The 17,096-nt window shown below is 67.1% G+C and carries 13 protein-coding genes; 10 read left to right on the top strand and 3 right to left on the bottom strand.

Annotated features, from left to right (window positions below; all coding sequences use genetic code 11):
- Positions 1-94: 94 nt before the first annotated feature.
- The 3 genes from ABLE94_RS26385 to holA are packed head-to-tail and all read left to right on the top strand — an operon-like array spanning position 95 to position 3,822.
- A complete protein-coding gene (locus ABLE94_RS26385) occupies positions 95-1,318 on the top strand; it encodes a ComEA family DNA-binding protein (RefSeq protein ID WP_425476118.1) in 1,224 nt (407 codons plus the stop codon).
- Complete coding sequence (locus ABLE94_RS02185) at positions 1,319-2,857, top strand: ComEC/Rec2 family competence protein (RefSeq protein WP_348806722.1); 1,539 nt, start codon at positions 1,319-1,321, stop codon at positions 2,855-2,857.
- Positions 2,845-3,822 (top strand): DNA polymerase III subunit delta, encoded by a 978-nt coding sequence (holA, locus tag ABLE94_RS02190; RefSeq protein WP_348807917.1) that lies wholly within the window; start codon positions 2,845-2,847, stop codon positions 3,820-3,822. The genes ABLE94_RS02185 and holA overlap by 13 nt, the downstream gene beginning before the upstream one ends.
- A gap of 192 nt (positions 3,823-4,014) precedes the next feature.
- Here the strand turns inward: holA and rpsT are convergent, their stop codons facing one another.
- On the bottom strand, positions 4,015-4,275 hold the full coding sequence (gene rpsT, locus ABLE94_RS02195; protein WP_348806724.1) for a 30S ribosomal protein S20: 261 nt from the start codon (positions 4,273-4,275) through the stop codon (positions 4,015-4,017).
- Positions 4,276-4,539: 264 nt separating this feature from the next.
- On the opposite strand from rpsT, the gene ABLE94_RS02200 reads away from it, so the two are divergent.
- From ABLE94_RS02200 to ABLE94_RS02215, 4 genes are all read left to right on the top strand, one after another.
- A complete protein-coding gene (locus ABLE94_RS02200) occupies positions 4,540-5,703 on the top strand; it encodes a sulfotransferase family protein (RefSeq protein WP_348806725.1) in 1,164 nt (387 codons plus the stop codon).
- A gap of 71 nt (positions 5,704-5,774) precedes the next feature.
- Positions 5,775-7,574, top strand: a complete 1,800-nt coding sequence (locus tag ABLE94_RS02205) for a circularly permuted type 2 ATP-grasp protein (protein WP_348807918.1) — start codon at positions 5,775-5,777, stop codon at positions 7,572-7,574.
- Positions 7,571-8,554, top strand: a complete 984-nt coding sequence (locus ABLE94_RS02210; protein ID WP_348807919.1) for an alpha-E domain-containing protein — start codon at positions 7,571-7,573, stop codon at positions 8,552-8,554. Before ABLE94_RS02205 ends, ABLE94_RS02210 begins: the two co-directional genes overlap by 4 nt.
- Complete coding sequence (locus tag ABLE94_RS02215; protein WP_348807920.1) at positions 8,551-9,399, top strand: transglutaminase family protein; 849 nt, start codon at positions 8,551-8,553, stop codon at positions 9,397-9,399. The genes ABLE94_RS02210 and ABLE94_RS02215 overlap by 4 nt, the downstream gene beginning before the upstream one ends.
- A gap of 27 nt (positions 9,400-9,426) precedes the next feature.
- Here the strand turns inward: ABLE94_RS02215 and ABLE94_RS02220 are convergent, their stop codons facing one another.
- Both ABLE94_RS02220 and ABLE94_RS02225 read right to left on the bottom strand, forming a co-directional pair.
- On the bottom strand, positions 9,427-9,852 hold the full coding sequence (locus ABLE94_RS02220) for a type II toxin-antitoxin system PemK/MazF family toxin (RefSeq protein ID WP_348807921.1): 426 nt from the start codon (positions 9,850-9,852) through the stop codon (positions 9,427-9,429).
- The gene (locus tag ABLE94_RS02225; RefSeq protein ID WP_348807922.1) at positions 9,849-10,496 is read right to left on the bottom strand and encodes an alpha/beta hydrolase family protein; all 648 of its coding nucleotides are present in this window, start codon (positions 10,494-10,496) and stop codon (positions 9,849-9,851) included. The genes ABLE94_RS02220 and ABLE94_RS02225 overlap by 4 nt, the downstream gene beginning before the upstream one ends.
- A gap of 245 nt (positions 10,497-10,741) precedes the next feature.
- Between ABLE94_RS02225 and lepA the strand changes: the two genes are divergently transcribed.
- The 3 genes from lepA to ABLE94_RS02240 all read left to right on the top strand — a co-directional run bounded on the left by lepA (position 10,742) and on the right by ABLE94_RS02240 (position 16,784).
- Positions 10,742-12,595: a translation elongation factor 4 gene (gene lepA, locus ABLE94_RS02230; RefSeq protein WP_348807923.1), complete on the top strand. Its 1,854-nt coding sequence runs from the start codon at positions 10,742-10,744 to the stop codon at positions 12,593-12,595.
- Positions 12,595-14,682 (top strand): M3 family metallopeptidase, encoded by a 2,088-nt coding sequence (locus ABLE94_RS02235; protein WP_348807924.1) that lies wholly within the window; start codon positions 12,595-12,597, stop codon positions 14,680-14,682. The genes lepA and ABLE94_RS02235 overlap by 1 nt, the downstream gene beginning before the upstream one ends.
- A 491-nt stretch (positions 14,683-15,173) precedes the next feature.
- Positions 15,174-16,784: an HNH endonuclease signature motif containing protein gene (locus ABLE94_RS02240; RefSeq protein ID WP_348807925.1), complete on the top strand. Its 1,611-nt coding sequence runs from the start codon at positions 15,174-15,176 to the stop codon at positions 16,782-16,784.
- Positions 16,785-17,096: the final 312 nt, after the last annotated feature.

The following is a 17,096-nucleotide window of genomic DNA, read 5'->3' on the forward strand; positions in this document are numbered from 1 at the left end:
CGACTGTCCACAATCGGGCCTGCGTCCACAGGATCGGGCGGGCCGGGCGGAATCCGCACGATCGGGGCGAGGGTGATCTCCTACCGTCGTCGCCATGAGCGATTCGGCACAGATCCCTCGATCGGGCGGCGATGGCGGTCACCGCAACCCTCGACGCCGATCCGCGCTGGATCGATTGGCCGCGGTCCCCGCCCGGCAGGTGGTCGGCCGCGCAGCGGCGGGAGGTGACGGCCCCGATCCGGGCGATGCGGATTCCCGAGTGCCGGACTATCGTGCACCGGACCACGGCGAGCCCGACCATGTGCCTCCAGAGTACGTGCCTCCAGAGTATGTTCCTCCAGAATATGTTGCGCCCGAACATGATTCCACCGAGGAAGATGTGGATGGTGACGCGGGGCCTGGCCCGGGCGGTGATGGCGACGGGTGGCCCGTGGTGGCGACGCCGGCCTGGCTGACCCCGGCCGGCGGATCGCCTCGTTCGTCGTCGCCGTTGTCGTCGTCGCCCGGTCCGACCGGTTTCGGGATCGGTGACCTCGATGATCCCGACGGGCGGGACGACGATGACGAGCCGGACGGCGATCCGCCGGCGCGGCGGTTCGCGGTGGCGCCCCCGGCGGCCATCGCCATCATTCTGATCGGCATCATCGCCTGTGCCGCAGCAGGATTCGGACTTCTTCGGACATCGGAAGCGGCCCCGGCCGTGGACTTCCCGGCACCGGGGGCGAGTTCACCGCCGGCACCGGCGCCGGCGTCACCGGGCGCCTCGGCATCCTCGGAGGTGGTGGCACCGCCGACGCCGACGGCCACCCTGGTGGTCAGCGTCGTCGGGCTCGTCCACCGTCCGGGACTGGTGACGCTGCGCTCCTCGGCCCGGGTGGCCGATGCGATCGCGGCCGCGGGCGGTGCGCGCGCGGGTGCCGACACCGTGTCGCTCAATCTGGCGCAGGTGCTGCGGGACGGCGATCAGGTGCTGGTCGGGTATGCCGGGCCGGAAGGTCGGATGACGATGCGCAGTGCTGTCGTGTCGGGCGCGGGAACCGCTTCGAGCGCAACGGATTCCGGGACCGCATCAAGCGGGGCACCGGGCTCCGGCGCGGGTGGGTCGGGTGCGACGGCGTCCGGTGGTGGGCTGGTCAATCTGAACACGGCGTCGGAAACCGAATTGGATGCGTTGCCGGGTGTCGGGCCGGTGACCGCCAAGGCGATCATCGAGTGGCGCAGCCGCAGTGGGGGATTCTCTTCGGTGGATCAGCTCGGCGAGGTCGACGGAATCGGTCCGGCCCGCCTGGCCAAGCTGCGCGATCTGGTCACCGTGTGAATGCGGGACGCGGATGCGCGGTTGGTGGGGCCCGCGGTGGTGGTCTGGGCGGTGACGGCGCTCTGCCTGTCGTGTTCGCCGGCCGGAGCGATGACGGTGGCCGTGATCGCCGCGGTCGGCGGGGTCGTGATGGCCGGGCTGTGGTGGTCCGGGACCCTGCGGTGGGATCTCGTCGGCCCCGTGGTGATCTGTGCGGGACTGGCGGTGAGCGCCGCGACTGCCATCGCGTTGCGGTTGGAAGTGTCCGATCGTCACCCCGTCACCGACGTGCACGGCAAGACGACGATGGTGATCACGCTGCGTGAGGATCCGACCGCGTTCGGTCCGGCGGCGGCGGGACGGATCCGGGCCCGGGTCGAGATCGAGACCCTGGCCCGTCGGCCGGTCCGGCGGGCGAGTGCCGAACTCACCGGACGAACCGAGGACTGGGTGGGGCTGGTGCCCGGACAGCGGTTGCAGGTGGTGGTCTCGGTGCGTCCACCCCGCCCCGCCACCCTGTCGGTGGCCCGACTTGACGCGGTCGGAGCGCCCCACCTCCTCGGCCGTCCGCCGCCGCTGCAGCGGGCCGCTTCCCACATCAGGAACCGTCTGCAGCAGAGCGCGTCCCGTGCGTTGGCCCCCGACGCGTCGGGACTGTTTCCCGGGCTCGTCCTCGGAGACGAGAGCGCGGTGTCCGAGGATCTGCGGGAGGACTTCCGCGCCGCCGGACTGCTCCATCTCACGGCCGTCTCCGGCGCCAACTTCTCGCTGGTGGTGGGTGTGGTGATCGTGGCCGTGCGGCTCGCGGGTGGTTCGCCCCGGGTGGTCGCCGTCGCGGGGGCGGTGACGATCCTCGGATTCGTGATTCTGGTGCGGCCGTCGCCGAGCGTGCTGCGTGCCGCGATCATGGGCGCCGTCGGCCTGCTGGCGGTGCTGTCGGCGCGGCGCGCGCAGGCGTTGCCGGCGCTCGGTGCCGCGGTGATCGGTGCGGTGTTGTGGTGGCCGGAGTTGTCCAGGGAACCGGGATTCGTGCTGTCGGTGGTGGCGACCGCGGGACTGGTTGTGCTGGCGCCGGGATTGCGCGACGGACTGCGGCGAATTCGGGTTCCGGCCGGGGTGGCGGAGCTGGCGGCGATGGCCATCGCCGCGCAACTCGTGTCCGCGCCGATGATCGCGTATCTGACGGGGACCGTGAGTGTGGTGTCGGTGGTGGCCAATGTGGCGGTGGCGCCGGTGGTGGCGGTGATCGGGCTGGTGGGCACGTCGGCGGCGGTCGTCGGTGCCTTCGGCGTCGACGACGGGCTGCCGATCATGGTCTCGGAGTTCCTGATTCGCACGATGGCACCGGAGATGTGGTGGCTGATCGGCTGCGCGCGTCACCTCGGTGGGCTGCGGTGGGCGGTGTTCGAGGTGCCCGACGGTGCGATGGGCGCGCTGTGGGTCGGGGTGGCCACGGTGGTGGCGGCGGTCCTCATCCGGTTCGGTGCACCGCATGGCGTTGCGGTGGGGCGAGGAGCCCTCGCCCGGTGTCGGCGCGGTCTGGCACGATGGGCGCCGTGACCGAACGTCTGCATCTGCTCACCGGCGACGACGATTTCCTGACCGGCCGCGTCGTCGACGCCGTCGCCGCCGAACGCTCGGCGGCGAGTGGGGTCGACGTGCCCGTGACCCGGGTGCGGGCCGGTGATGTCACCGGTCCCGAGCTGGCCGAACTGCTCAGTCCGTCGTTGTTCGCCGACGAGCGGATCGTGGTGATCGAGTCCGCCGCCGAGGCGGGGAAACAACCGGCCGCGCTGATCGCCGAGACGGCACGCGCTCTGCCCGACGGCATCACCCTGCTGGTGATCCACACCGGCGGCGGCCGGGCCAAGGCGTTGGCCGGCGATCTGCGCAAGGCCGGTGCCGTCGAACACGAATGTGTCGCGCCCCGGTGGCCGTCGGAGCGGATTGCCTTCGTACGCAACGAGTTCCGCACCCTGGGGGTGCGGGTGTCCAACGACGTCGTGGAATTGATCGTCGAGTCGGTGGGGGCTCAGCTTCGAGAACTGGCCGCGGCGTGCAGTCAGTTGGTGGCCGACACCGGCGGCAAGGTCGACGAGGACTCGGTGCGTCTGTACTACCAGGGCCGGCCGGAGGTGACGGGATTCGAGGTGGCCGACAAGGCCGTGGCGGGGGATCGGTCGGGAGCGCTGGAGTCGTTGGCCTGGGCGATGCATCACGGTGTCCCCCGCGTGCTCCTCGCCGATGCGCTCGCCGAGGCCGTGCACGCCATCGCCCGGGTCCGGGCCCTGGGCAACGTCGACGCCTCCGCGGCCGCCGAACTCGGCATGTCACCGAAACGCGTGAAGAACGCCCAGGCGCAGGGCCGGGCGTGGGATTCGGAGTCGATCGCCGCGGCGGTGGTCGTGGTGGCCGGCCTCAACGGGGATGTGAAGGGTCAGGCTGCCGACGCGGACTTCGCACTGACGGACGCCGTGGCGCGGGTGGCCTCGCTGCGTCCGGGTGGCCGGCGCCGCGCCGGCTGAGCGAGGCGAATTCCGGCGCATCGTCGCCCGACCTGCTCCAGTGCTCGGCGTCGCGTCGACATGTCGTGGCGCCACCACGCACTCCACCCCGGTGACCGCGTGGGAGTCACCGGGGTGGAAGGTGCGTGTCAACGTCCCGGCGCTGCCGCTCGGTTGGGGCGCGCTGCGGGCCGTTGTCGGCTCAGTCGAGGATCAGAGCTTGTTGAGAGCCAGCGCCATCGCCGACTTCTTGTTGGCGGCCTGGTTGGCGTGGATGACGCCCTTGCCGGCAGCCTTGTCCAGCTTGCGGCTGGTGCTGGCGAGGAGCTCGCCGGCCTTGTCCTTGTCGCCGGCGTCGACGGCCTCGCGGAATCCGCGGATGGCGGTACGCAGCGACGAGCGCACCGACTGGTTGCGCTGACGGCGGACCTCGTTGGTCCGGTTACGCTTGATCTGCGACTTGATGTTTGCCACGCGTGTCTACCTCGTCTGTTCGTTCGGTGTTGTTGGTCGTTCGGTGTCTGGTCTTCGTCGGCGGGTTCCGGAGTTGCGCTCGCGCGCCGCGTCCGGGTCCAGCCCCGAGCAGGTCGGATACGGTGGCCAGGGACGGTCCGGATCGACACTGCGACAGCGATCGAGTTTACCAGCCGGAAACCGGCGCACCCAAATCGTCGCGGGAGCACCTCCGGGGCGGTGCACAGTGAACGTAGGGGAATCACCGCTACGGTGACTCCCATCATGTCAGTTGTATACATCCATGTAGGACTTCCCAAGACCGGCACCACCCATGTGCAGAACCGGCTCTGGCGTAACCGTGACCTCGCGCTGCGGGAGTCCGGACTGCTGTATCCGGGCAACTCGATGGCTGATCACTTCCACGCCGCCGTTCATCTGCAGCCCGAGCGGTATCTGGACTGGGTCGATCCGGCGTTCGCCGACGTCTGGCCGACGATGGTCGCTCAGATGAAGGCGTGGCCGGGGTCGTCGTTGATCTCTCACGAGTTGTTTTCGACGGCCAACGAGGCACAGATCGCGACCCTGCTCGACGACGTGTCCTTCGCCGACGAGGTGCACGTGATCGCCACCGTTCGTGACCTCGCCCGCCAGCTTCCGTCGTCGTGGCAGGAGAATGTGAAGAATCAGCGCCGGGCCTCGTTCACCGAGTTCGTCGAGTCGGTGCGTGCGCATTCGCGGCCGGGGCCGGGGCAACCCGCTCCCGCCGACCTGCCCGCCGGTGTGGCGGTCGAGGAGGAACCCTTCTGGGAATTCCAGGACTACGTCGCGATCCTGGCGCGATGGGCCGCGCAGGTCGGCGGCGATCGGGTCCACGTGGTGACGGTGCCACGCACCCGCGGGGTGGCAGGTGACGGCCTGTGGGAGCGATTCCTGGGTGTCCTCGGCGTCGATCCCGACCCGTTGACCGTTGAGGTGGCCGAGCTGAACCTGTCGTTGTCGGCCGCGCAGGCGGATTGCGTCCGCGCGCTCAACCTGCGGCTGCAGCCCGAGGACATCGAGTGGCAGCGCTACGAGAACATCGTCAAGAAGATCGTCGTCGCGCAGATCATGGGCGCTCAACCCCGGGGGCCGGCGCAGGGACTCTCGGCATCGCACCGGGTGTGGGCGGCCAGTCAGGCCCAGGCGATGACCGCGGCGATCACCTCGGCGGGATATCGGGTGGTCGGCAGCATCACCGATCTCGGGGTGAGCCGTGACGTCGACTCGGCGACGCTCGAACCGTCCACCGACGAGGTCCTCGATGTGGCACTGGACACGTTGGCCGAGGTGATCAAGGTCATGCCGATCCCGGTCGAAGCGCGGCGTCTGCGCACGCGGGCGAAGGATGTCGTGCGGCGCTCCCGACGACGCCTGCTCGGCCTGCGGAGGGTTTCGCGGGACGCGTGATGGTGGTGGTGGCCGCGACGCGCGGCCCGACCACCATGCCGAGTCGGGCGATCTGAGGCAACATGTCACCCATGAGCCCTACATCGACTGATTCGTCGGCCAAGAAGGCGCGCAAGACTGCCGCCGGAAAGGCCTCCACCCCGAAGTCCGCGGATGCCAAGTCGGCGTCGAATGGGCGGGGCGGTCGGTCGAAATCGGTCAAGGTGTCCGAAAATCCCACGGCGACAGGGATTTTTGCGGGCTACAAGAATGCCAAGTCGTTCGGCCGGGCCTTTGACGAGATGTTCGACGCCGACGGCGAGGTCCGCCCGGCCTACCGCGGCATCTTCAAGGTCATGGCGCAATCCGAACGCGCCGACATCGACGCGCGTATCGACGCGCTCGGACGCGCCTTCATCGATCAGGGCGTCACCTTCTCGCTGTCGGGAAAGGAACGTCCCTTCCCGTTGGATGTTGTGCCACGCGTGATTTCGGCATCGGAGTGGTCCAAACTCGAGGCCGGGATCACCCAGCGGGTGCAGGCACTGGAACTGTTTCTCGACGACATCTACGGCGAGCAGGAGATCCTGCGTGACGGCGTGCTGCCCAAACGCCTGGTGCACTCGTGTGAACATTTCCATCGGCAGGCTGCAAACATCCGCCCGCCCAACGGCGTTCGTATCCACGTCGCCGGAATCGACCTGATCCGCGATGCCAACGGCGACTTCCGGGTGCTCGAGGACAACCTGAGATCACCCTCGGGCGTGTCCTACGTCATGGAGAACCGGCGCACCATGGCCCGGGTCTTCCCCGACCTGTTCTCCTCCCACCGGGTCCGGGCCGTCGCCGACTACCCCGGCCACCTGCTGCGCGCCCTGCGCGCGTCGGCGGCCTTCAACGAGGCCGATCCCAACATCGTCGTGCTCACCCCGGGTGTGGCCAACTCGGCCTACTTCGAGCATTCGCTGCTCGCCCGGCTCATGGGCGTCGAACTCGTCGAAGGCCGAGACCTGTTCTGTCGCGACAACGTCGTCTACATGCGCACCACCGAGGGTGAGCAACGCGTCGACGTGATCTACCGACGCATCGACGACGACTTCCTCGACCCGATGCAGTTCCGTCCGGATTCGATGCTCGGCGTGGCAGGCCTGCTCAACGCGGCACGGGCGGGCAACGTGGTGATCTCCTCGGCGGTCGGCAACGGCGTCGGCGACGACAAACTGATCTACACCTATGTGCCCGAGATCATCGACTATTACCTCGGTGAGAAACCGATCATCTCCAACGTCGACACCCTGCGGTGCTGGTTGCCCGAGGAATGCGAGGAGGTTCTCGATCGCATCGACGAACTCGTCGTCAAGCCGGTGGAGGGTTCCGGCGGATACGGGATCGTCTTCGGTCCCGACGCCACCAAGGCCGAACTCGACACCCTGGCACGCAAGGTCCGCAACGATCCGCGCGGCTGGATCGCGCAGCCGGTGGTGCAGTTGTCGACGGTGCCGACGAAGGCCGGCGATCAGCTCAGCCCGCGGCACGTGGATCTGCGGCCCTTCGCGGTCAACGACGGCGAGTCGGTGTGGGTGCTGCCCGGCGGGTTGACCCGAGTCGCCCTGCCGGAGGGGTCGCTGGTGGTCAATTCCAGTCAGGGCGGTGGATCGAAGGACACCTGGGTGCTGGCCTCGCGCAGCTCCGAGGGGGAGCGTGAACTCGCCGGGGTGAAGGTGGTCAACAAGAGCGGGGTGGCCGCGGCACGCCCGGCCGAGAGTGCCCCGGATCCGCTGCTCCAGCAGACGCAGCAACAACAGCAGTCGGGGCAGGGTCACACGCAATCGCAGTCCCAATCCCAATCCCAGTCGCAGAAGCGTTCCCGACAAGGCGGTGATCTCCGATGATGCTCGCGCGTAACGCCGAGTCGCTCTACTGGATCGGACGGTACGTCGAACGAGCCGACGACATGGCCCGCATTCTCGACGTGGCGATTCATCAGCTGCTCGAGGACACCACGGCCGATGTCGACGAACATGTGCGCCTGGTGATCAAGGTCCTCGGTCTCGAGGTTCCCGACGTCGACGACGACCTCGACGTGTGGGCGCTGACCGAGCGGGTCGTCTACAACAAGGATGCCGTCGGATCGATCGTCGATCTGATCCGGTCGGCCCGCGAGAATGCCCGCGGCGCCCGGGAGGTCACCTCCAGCGAGATGTGGGAGTGCCTCAACACCACGTACAACGGCCTCGCCGACTCCGAGCGCCGGGCCCGGCGCCTCGGTCCGCACGAGTTCCTCAGCTACGTCAAGAATCGTGCCGCGATGTTCGCCGGCCTGGCCGACGCGACCCTCAGCCACGACGACGGCTACCGCTATCTGCTGCTGGGGAGGTCGGTGGAACGCGTCGACATGACCATCCGCATGCTGCTGGCCCGTGCCGGTGACCGGGCCGGTTCGCCCGCGTGGGTCAACGTGCTGGTGTCGGCGGGTGCCCACGACACCTTCCTGCGCACCTACCGAGGCGTGCTCAACGCCGAGAACATCGTCGAGTTCATGTTGCTCGATCGCCTGTTCCCGAGGTCGGTGTTCCATGCGCTGTCGGTTGCCGAACACAACCTCGCCGACCTGGAGAAGGGCCCCAGCCGCACCGGCGCCCAGGCCGAGGCGGTGCTGTTGCTGGGTCGGGCGCGTAGCTCGCTGGAATTCCTGGAGCCGGGTGATCTGCTCGACGGATTACAGGACCGTCTGCTCGACCTGCAGGACACCTGCCGAGCGGTCAACGAAGCCGTCACCGGCCAGTACTTCCATGTGTCGCCGTATGTGTCGTGGGCCGATGCCCGGGTGAGCGACGGCGAAGAGCACGTCATCGAGGAGAGTGAACTGTGAGCTGGCGACTGAGGGTCGTGCATTCGACGGGCTTCGCCTACAAGAGTCCGGTGACCTCGTCGTACAACGAGGCCCGGTTGACTCCGCGCAGCGACAACCGGCAGAACGTCATCGTCAACCGCGTCGAGACGGTGCCGGCCACCCGTTCCTACCGCTACACCGACTACTGGGGGTCGGCGGTCACCGCCTTCGACCTGCACGCCCCGCACGAGGAACTCGAGGTGTCGGGGATGTCGGTGGTGGAGACCGAGCCCGGCGAACGCCCCGATGATGACCGCAAACGCGATTGGGAGGGCATCCGCAACGCGGAGGTCGAGGACCGCTACGACGAGATGCTGTCCAACACCGCCTATGTGCCACGCAACCGGTCGCTGGTGGCCACTGCCCGGCGCCTGACCAAGGGGCTGGATCCGGAGGAGGCGGTGGAAACGATCTGCCGGTACGTCCACCAGGAAATGGAGTACGTTCCGGGCACCACCGGCGTGCATACCACCGCCGTCGACGCGTGGAACGAACGCAAGGGTGTGTGCCAGGACTACGCCCACCTGACGCTGCTGATGCTGCGTGGCCTGGGCATCCCGTCGCGATACGTCTCGGGCTATCTGCATCCGAAACCGAATGCGGCGATCAACAAGACCGTCGAGGGCCAGAGTCACGCGTGGATCGATGCGTGGACCGGTGGTTGGTGGGGGTACGACCCGACCAACGACACCCCGATCAGCGAACAGCATGTGTCGGTGGGTGTCGGACGCGACTACTCCGACGTGTCGCCGCTCAAGGGCATCTACACCGGTGGTCAGGCCACCGACCTCGACGTCGTCGTAGAGATCACCCGACTGGCCTGAGCCGCGGGCCCTTGGTGTCGGCCGTGCTCAGGCCCAGCCGTATTCGCTGCGCAGCCGGGCGGCGATGCGATCGAAGCGCGCGCGCTCGAGGATCGCGCCCTCCCGCCGGATGCCGGTTTCGGCGACGAGGATGATGCGGTCGAGGCGCACGAAACTGTCCCGGCCCTCGGCATCCCATGTGCCGCTGCCGAGTTCCATCCAGTTCTCGTCGTCGCGCCGGCGGTCCCGGCTCGACAACATCAGCCCGAGCAGCATGTCGTCGGCGTCGGCGTCGGCGCGGGCGGTGCGGCCCATCACCAGGACCGGCCGGTCCTTGCCCTGATGCGGGTCGTCCTCGTACACCACCCACGTCCACACGATTTCGCCCGGGTCGGCTGCGCCGTCGATGTCAGGGGCGTAGACGACGTGGCGCGCGAGGTCGGCAGTGGGCCGGTATTGCGGCGTCGGGGTCATCGGGTTCCTCCGGTGAGCAGGTCGGCGACCGCGTCGGCGGCCAGGGGAGCGGTGGGCTTGCGGTCGGGTTTGAGGTCGTGCCCGGCCTTGTCGATCTCGACGAGTCGGTGCGGCGCACCGATCAGTGCGATGGCGGCGGTGATCTCGTCGGTGGTGGCGAACGGGTCGGTCGAGCCGTGCACGATCACCGTCGGGACGCTGATGTCGGGCAGGTGCTCGGTACGGGCCCGTTCGGGTTTGCCGGGCGGATGCAACGGGTAGCTGCTGAGGAGCAACAGGTCCGCGCCACCGCCGTCGTCGGCGATCACCATCGACGCCTGGCGTCCGCCGTAGGAGTGCCCACCGACGACGAGCGGCCCGGACGCCTCGTCGCGCAGCAGTGTGATCGCCGCGCGGATGCCGTCGCGGTCGGCGGCGGCCGTCGACGGACTCGGTGGGCCCTTGGGTCGTCGTTGCCGATACGGCAGGTCGATTCGCGCCACCGCATAGCCGCGGCGGCAGAACTCGTCGGCGTAGGCGTGCAGGATCTTCGCGTCACGATTGCCGCCGGCGCCGTGGGCGAGGATCACGACGCCGATCGGTTCGGTGTCGGGTCGGTGCACATCGGCGACGACGCCGTCGGCGGAGCGGGACTCGGTGATCATGCCAGCCAACTTAATTCAGTGGGTCGAGGGAATTGTCCGCGGTCGTCGAAGTCGATCCGCTCGTCGTCGTCATGGCGGACCTCACGCCACCCGACGGGGCGTGAACCGTACCGCCACCGCTGCGTTCTCGGTGTACGCCTGTCAAGGCTGAGGGGCAGTGAGTGGCGTCGAGTTCGCTGGGACGGGTGGCGGCGTGAGAAACTCAGAGGTGATATGTGCCGGTGTCCCGGCCCGCCGTCCAAGGAGTGAGTGACATCCCCAGTTTCGCCGACACCACCTTCACCAATCCCGCGCAGATCCGGAACTTCTGCATCATCGCCCACATCGACCATGGCAAGTCGACGCTGGCCGACCGCATGCTGCAGTTGACCGGCGTCGTCGAGGAACGTGAGATGCGTGCCCAGTACCTCGACCGGATGGACATCGAGCGGGAACGCGGCATCACCATCAAGGCGCAGAACGTCCGGCTGCCCTGGAAGGTCGGCGACGACGACTACGTCCTGCACCTCATCGACACCCCCGGCCACGTCGACTTCACCTACGAGGTGTCGCGGGCGCTCGAGGCATGCGAGGGTGCGGTGCTGCTCGTCGACGCGGCCCAGGGGATCGAGGCGCAGACCCTGGCCAATCTGTACCTGGCGATGGAGAACGACCTCACCATCATCCCGGTGCTCAACAAGATCGACCTGCCCGCCGCCGACCCCGACCGGTACGCCGGCGAGATCGCGCACATCATCGGATGCGAACCCGACGAGGTGCTGCGGGTGTCCGGCAAGACCGGTGCGGGTGTCCCGGAGTTGCTCGACGAGGTGATCCGGCAGGTACCGGCGCCGCAGGGTGATCCCGACGCCCCGGCCCGCGCGATGATCTTCGACTCCGTCTACGACACCTACCGGGGCGTGGTCACCTACGTGCGTGTGGTCGACGGCAAGATCGTGCCCCGCGAGAAGATCGCGATGATGTCGACCGGCGCCACCCACGAACTGCTCGAGGTGGGCATCGTCTCGCCGGAGCCGAAACCGTCCAAGGGACTCGGCGTCGGCGAGGTCGGTTACCTCATCACCGGCGTGAAGGACGTGCGTCAGTCCAAGGTCGGTGACACGGTGACCACCGCCCGGCACGGCGCCACCGAGCCGCTGACCGGCTACCGGGAACCGCGTCCGATGGTCTACTCGGGTCTGTACCCGGTGGACGGATCGGACTATCCGGTGCTTCGCGACGCCTTGGACAAGCTGCAACTCAATGACGCCGCACTCACCTACGAGCCAGAGACCTCCGTGGCGCTGGGGTTCGGATTCCGTTGCGGTTTCCTGGGTTTGCTGCACATGGAGATCACCCGGGAACGCCTCGAGCGTGAGTTCGACCTGAACCTGATCTCCACTGCCCCCAACGTCGTTTATCGGGTGGTCATGGAGGACGGCGAAGAGCACGTCGTGACCAATCCGTCGGACTGGCCGGACGGCAAGGCCCGCAACATCTTCGAGCCCATCGTCAAGACCACCATCATCGCACCGAGTGAGTTCATCGGCGCGATCATGGAACTGTGTCAGTCGCGGCGTGGTGAACTGGGCGGGATGGATTACCTGTCGGAAACCCGCGTCGAGATGCGGTACACGATGCCGATGGCCGAGATCATCTTCGACTTCTTCGACTCGCTGAAATCGCGGACACGCGGTTATGCCAGCCTCGACTACGAGGAGGCCGGTGAGCAGGAGGCCGACCTGGTGAAGGTCGACATCCTGCTGCAGGGTGAGGCGGTCGACGCATTCAGTGCCATCGTGCACCGCGACGCGGCGTTCACTTACGGCAACAAGATGGCCACCAAACTCAAGGAACTCATCCCGCGGCAGCAGTTCGAGGTGCCGGTGCAGGCCGCCATCGGCTCGAAGATCATTGCGCGCGAGAATATCCGGGCAATCCGCAAGGACGTGCTCGCCAAGTGTTACGGCGGCGACATCAGCCGCAAGCGCAAGCTGCTCGAGAAGCAGAAGGAAGGCAAGAAGCGCATGAAGACCATCGGTCGCGTGGATGTGCCGCAGGAGGCGTTCGTTGCGGCGTTGTCGACCGACTCGATGGGTGACAAACCGAAGGGGAAGTGATGACCTCAGCCGGACCTGCAGTCAACCCTGTTCTCGCCCATAGCGATCTGCCGCACGGATTACCGGACTTCGCGTCGATCACCGACGACGATTTTCTGCCGGCGTTCGGTGAGGCGATGGCCACGCATCTCGACGAGATCGCCGAGATTGCCGGCAACCCGGTGGCGCCCACCTTCGCCAACACCATCGAGGCGCTGGAGTTCTCCGGCCGCGACCTGGCGCGGGCCTCGGGAATCTTCTTCAATCTCGTCGGCCCGGATACGAATCCGAAGCGCAACGAGATCTCGCAGGAGCTCTCGACCCGGCTGACCGATCATGCGAACTCCATCGCGATGAATCCGGAACTGTTCAAACGGATCTCATCTCTGCACGAGAAGGCCGACGATCTCGGCCTGACCGAGGCGCAGCGGCGGCTGCTCGATACTCGTTACCGCGACGCGGTGCGGGCGGGCGCCGGACTCAACGGGACCGAGCAGGATGAGATGCGTCAGATCTCGTCGCGTCTGGCGTATCTGAGCACCACGTTCTCGCAGAAGATCCTTGACGACACCAACGATTCGGCGGTCCTCGTCACCGACGTCGCGGAACTCGCGGGGATGACGAAGGGAGCGATCGCCTCGGCCCGCCGTGCCGCGGCGGACGCCGGCCACGAATCGGGTTACCTTCTGACGTTGGAACTCCCGACCAGTCAGTCGGTGCTGACCGAGTTGGGTGATGCCGGCACGCGGCAGCGGGTGTTCGACGCATCGGTCGGTCGGTGTTCGCGTGGCAATGACTTCGATACGCGCGAGACCGTTCTGGAGATCGTGCGCCTGCGGGCGCGGCGTGCCGAGTTGCTCGGGTACCGCGATCATGCGGGGTACGTCATCGCCGAACAGACGGCACCGAATCCGGCGGCCGTCGATGATCTTCTCGGCGAACTGATCACGGCTGCGATGCGTGCCGGTGGTGCCGAACTCACCACCCTGACCGAGTTCGCGCGTTCGGTCGACCCCAATGCGAAGATCAGGGCCGCCGACGTCACGTATTGGCTTGGACGACAGCGGCGGTCGTCGTCGGAGATCGACCTCGATGCCTTCGCCGACTACTGCGAACTCGACACCGTGATCACCCGCGGGGTGTTCTACGCGGCGGGCAAGCTCTACGGACTGAGCTTCACCGAACGACCCGATCTGCACGCCTACCATCCCGACGTCCGCGTGTGGGAGGTCTTCGACGAGCACGGCACGAGCATCGGGTTATTCCTCGGTGACTACTTCGCGCGGCCGTCCAAGCGGGGCGGGGCATGGATGAGCAACATCGTCGATCAGTCGACGATCCTGGCAACCCAGCCGATCATCGTCAACGTGCTCAATGTGCCCAAGCCGGACGGGGATTCACCGGCACTACTGAGTATCGATCAGCTCACCACCCTGTTCCACGAATTCGGCCACGCACTGCACGGGCTGCTGTCGGCGGTGGACTATCCCTCGCAGTCGGGAACGTCGGTGCCCAGGGACTTTGTCGAATTCCCGTCGCAGGTCAACGAGATGTGGGCATTGCATCCCGACGTCCTGGCGAACTATGCACGCCACTACGAGACCGGAGAATCCATCCCGACAGAACTCGCGGACGCGGCGCGCGCGAACGCGGGCGCCGACACCGCGCACGGCACCATCGAATACCTGGCTGCCTCTGCCCTCGACCTGGCCTGGCATCGGCTTTCCGTCGAGCAGGCCGCGGCCGTCGACGATGTGGAGGTGTTCGAGGCCACCGCATTACGTGAGGCCGGTGTGGGTACCGAGTTGATCCCACCGCGGTACCGCAGCGCCTACTTCAACCACATCTTCGGTGGCGGCTACTCGGCCGGTTACTACTCCTACATCTGGTCCGAGGTTCTCGACGCCGAGACCGAACAGTGGTTCCTCGCCGAGGGCGGCTTGCTACGCAACAACGGCAAACGCTTCGCCGACTCGACGTTGTCGCGCGGCGACAGCGTGGATCCACTTGTGGCGCATGAGCATCTGATCGGTCATACGCCGCAGATCGGTCCGTTGATGCGTCGGCGCGGGTTGGTGGCGGCGGGTTCGGAGTCGGGCGGGGCGTGACCCTGCTCGAGCGGCAGCTTCCCCCGCTGGCCGAGTGCGCCGCGCGAGCGAAGCGAGCTCGTCGCGTATCCGCCGGGCCGAGCTTGTCGAGGTCGAGACCACTTCCGTGAGCTGAAAACAGCACGTAAGCAACAGCTTCCACTCACCATGGTGGCCTCGATACGGGGCTCCGCAAGCTCCGCCCCACTCGGCCAGCGGTGGGCAACGCCCGCTGGTCAAGCGCACGCACCCTCCGTTGGTCGAGCCGGTCCGTGCGTCCCTCTGCCCGAGTAGCCCTCCCGCTGGTCGAGCCGGTCCGGAGCGATAGCGCAGGACCGTGTCGAGACCTCCGCAACCCGACAGCCAAACCAGCCCGCCGCCAACTGAACACAGATCTCCCGACGCGGACAGCGTTCACCCCCAACCGCTTCCACGGCGATCAGTTTTGTCAGTGGTCGTCGCTACACTTGACTCAGTTCAGTTGATCCGACGGAGCAGAGGGGGTGAACATCATGGCCGACACCACTATTCAGACCAAGCAAGTTCCGGAACTGTCGATGACCGCCGACGACGCGGCCATGATCGATCACCTTCCCGTCGAGGCGGCCACCGCCCTGGCTCGATCTCTGCAGCGCCAGGAACGGCAGGTGATCGCCCGGAAGGTGCTCTCCGCGGCGCGGATCGGGCACACCGTGTACGACGAGATGCTGCTCTCGGGTCACATGACCAACGTGCACACCACCGGTGCCGTCGACAAGAGTGCCACCGGCAAGGTATCCACCGCTCTCGGAGTGTCGGTGCCGCAAGCGACGGCGTGGATGACGTTGAGCTTTCTGCTGTCGACGCTCCCGACGGTGACTGCGGCGTTCTTGGACGGTGACCACTCGCTGGAACGTATCCGCATCATCGCCAACGAGATCGTCGTCCTGTCCGACGACGACGTCCGCGCGTTCGCCGAAACCCGTGCACTGCAACTGGCCGAACGCAATCAGGCGGATAAGACCCTGCGGGATCAGGTCGTCGAGATGGTGATCGCCCTGGATCCCGACGGTGCAGCCGACCGCCGGGAGGAGGCCGCTGCACGTGATCAGAACGTTCGGGTCCGCCGAGATACCAACGGGCACTGCAGTATCTCCGTCTACGCACCGGGCGAGATGGGTGCGCACCTGGCGGCGCGGATCGCGAAGATGATCAGTGAGCGGATCTGCCCGCGTGATCCGCGTCGCCAGGGTCAGGTACAGGTCGCGGCATTCGCCGAAATCCAAGGACTGCCCGGCGCGCAGCTGTCGTGTGAGTGCGGTCGGGGCGACTGTTCGCGGGCGGTCCCGTTGCCGGAGGAGCCGAGTGGTCTGACCGATCTCGACATCGATGTCGACGGCGTCGCAACTGATCTGTCCGACGATGTCGATGCGGACGCCGACGTGACCGACGATCCCGAGATGACCGACGATTCCCAGTCGGGCGCTGACGTCGCCGCCGCCGACGACGCTGAGGGCGAGGCAACGGATACCGTTGAGGCGCAACCCGACACCGAGACCAACACCGATTCGCAGTTGTCGCTGTCGTTGATCACCGACCCGTCCGGGCAACGTGAAGCCCGGTTGGAGTACTTCGGCGTTGTCGACGACGCTCACGCCAGAGCGTTGATCAGTTCGGGACAGCTGGTCACCGTCAGCGAGTTTCCCGCCCTGGACATCCCCAGCGTCAGCACCGTCACCTCACTGGATCGGATACCGGCGGCGTGGCGTCGTCTCGACGATCCGTTCCCCGCGGCACCGATCGACCCCACCGGGCACGGCGGACATCTGCTCCCACCCTCGGGTGCGTTGACGTATCGGATACCGGCCTGGTTGCGGGAGAAGATCATCGAGTTGGATGGCACCTGCCGGTACCCGCACTGCGGGCGCCCGGCCAGTGAATGCCAGATCGATCACCTGGTGAAATTCGTGCACCAGGATCCGATCACCGGTGGCTGGACCGTGGAATTCAACCTGATGCCGTTGTGCACCCCGGACCATCAGCGAAAGCATATGGGGTTGTTGATCCCCACCATGTTGTCGGATCGGGCTGTCGTGTGGCGTGATCCGGTGTCCGGGGAGACCATCACCACCTATCCGCGGTAGGTCACTACCGTCGGGTGGTGCTGCGCTGCAGTCGGTTTCCAGCGTCGGGTTGGGTGGTCTCGAGGCTCGTCGCCTATGGGCTCCTCGCGCCTCGACCGGCGGGAGTCATGTTGCGCTGCAATCGGTTTCCAGCTCCATGTTGGGTGGTCTCGACACGCCACGGGCTCGCAAGCTCGCACGAGGCGGCTCGACCGGCGGGGTAAAGCACCTCGACCGGCGGGAGTTGGGTTGTGCTGCAGTCGGTTCCAGCATTGGGTTGCGTGGTCTCGACCTCGACAAGCTCGGCCCGGCGGTCACGGTCCTCCGTTTCGA

It is taken from the genome of Gordonia sp. VNK1, from assembly GCF_040049135.1.
GTDB classification, from domain to species: Bacteria; Actinomycetota; Actinomycetes; order Mycobacteriales; family Mycobacteriaceae; genus Gordonia; species Gordonia oleivorans.

Bases quoted from the DNA above. Each gene is read 5' to 3' on its own strand.
- ABLE94_RS26385 (WP_425476118.1), top strand. From the start codon at position 95: ATGAGCGATTCGGCACAGATCCCTCGATCGGGCGGCGATGGCGGTCAC.
- ABLE94_RS02185 (WP_348806722.1), top strand. From the start codon at position 1,319: ATGCGGGACGCGGATGCGCGGTTGGTGGGGCCCGCGGTGGTGGTCTGG.
- holA (WP_348807917.1), top strand. From the start codon at position 2,845: ATGGGCGCCGTGACCGAACGTCTGCATCTGCTCACCGGCGACGACGAT.
- ABLE94_RS02200 (WP_348806725.1), top strand. From the start codon at position 4,540: ATGTCAGTTGTATACATCCATGTAGGACTTCCCAAGACCGGCACCACC.
- ABLE94_RS02205 (WP_348807918.1), top strand. From the start codon at position 5,775: ATGAGCCCTACATCGACTGATTCGTCGGCCAAGAAGGCGCGCAAGACT.
- ABLE94_RS02210 (WP_348807919.1), top strand. From the start codon at position 7,571: ATGATGCTCGCGCGTAACGCCGAGTCGCTCTACTGGATCGGACGGTAC.
- ABLE94_RS02220 (WP_348807921.1), bottom strand. From the start codon at position 9,852: ATGACCCCGACGCCGCAATACCGGCCCACTGCCGACCTCGCGCGCCAC.
- ABLE94_RS02225 (WP_348807922.1), bottom strand. From the start codon at position 10,496: ATGATCACCGAGTCCCGCTCCGCCGACGGCGTCGTCGCCGATGTGCAC.
- ABLE94_RS02235 (WP_348807924.1), top strand. From the start codon at position 12,595: ATGACCTCAGCCGGACCTGCAGTCAACCCTGTTCTCGCCCATAGCGAT.
- ABLE94_RS02240 (WP_348807925.1), top strand. From the start codon at position 15,174: ATGGCCGACACCACTATTCAGACCAAGCAAGTTCCGGAACTGTCGATG.